The following is a 536-nucleotide window of genomic DNA, read 5'->3' on the forward strand; positions in this document are numbered from 1 at the left end:
GCCGAGAAGCTTCTATGGGTTGTCAAGCGGTCAGTGAGAGGTTGGCGTGCTTGAGTGCTCGGTAGAGGTGGCGGGCGATGTAGTTCTTCAGGGCGCGGCGGATTTCGCGGTCGGTTTTGCCTTCGGTGCGGCGGCGGGCGACGTAGTCGCGTGTCGCGGGGTCGTGGTGCATGCGGGTCAGGGCGATGGTGTAGGTCGCGGCGTTGAGTTGGCGGTCTCCGCCGCGGTTGAGGCGCATGCGTTCGTGCTTGCCCGAGGACGCGGGGATGGGGCAGGTGCCGGCGAGTGCGGCGAACGCGTCGGCGTTGCGGATGCGTCCGTGCTCGGAGTAGGCCGCGATCGCGCGGGCGCAGGTGATGGGGCCGTATCCGGTCTCCTCGCGTACTGCGGGCAGGATGTGGCGGGTCAGAGTGTCGAGCCGGGTCTGGTTCTGGTCGAGCAGCGTGTCCAGCTCGCCGATGCGCTTGGCGGTGCGGGTGGCGATGGCCCGGGCCTGGGCGTGCAGCTGGTCCTCGGCGCGGGTGCGCCAGGTGGCG

Annotated in this window: 1 protein-coding gene; it reads right to left on the reverse strand. The window is 69.8% G+C overall.

What is annotated here, in order from left to right; all coding sequences use genetic code 11:
* Positions 1-22 precede the first annotated feature (22 nt).
* On the reverse strand, positions 23-536 hold a 514-nt coding region (locus tag AC4H2H_RS19750; RefSeq protein ID WP_494372536.1), incomplete at its 5' end, for a transposase.

It is taken from the genome of Cellulosimicrobium sp. BMG9.22 (assembly GCF_059159975.1).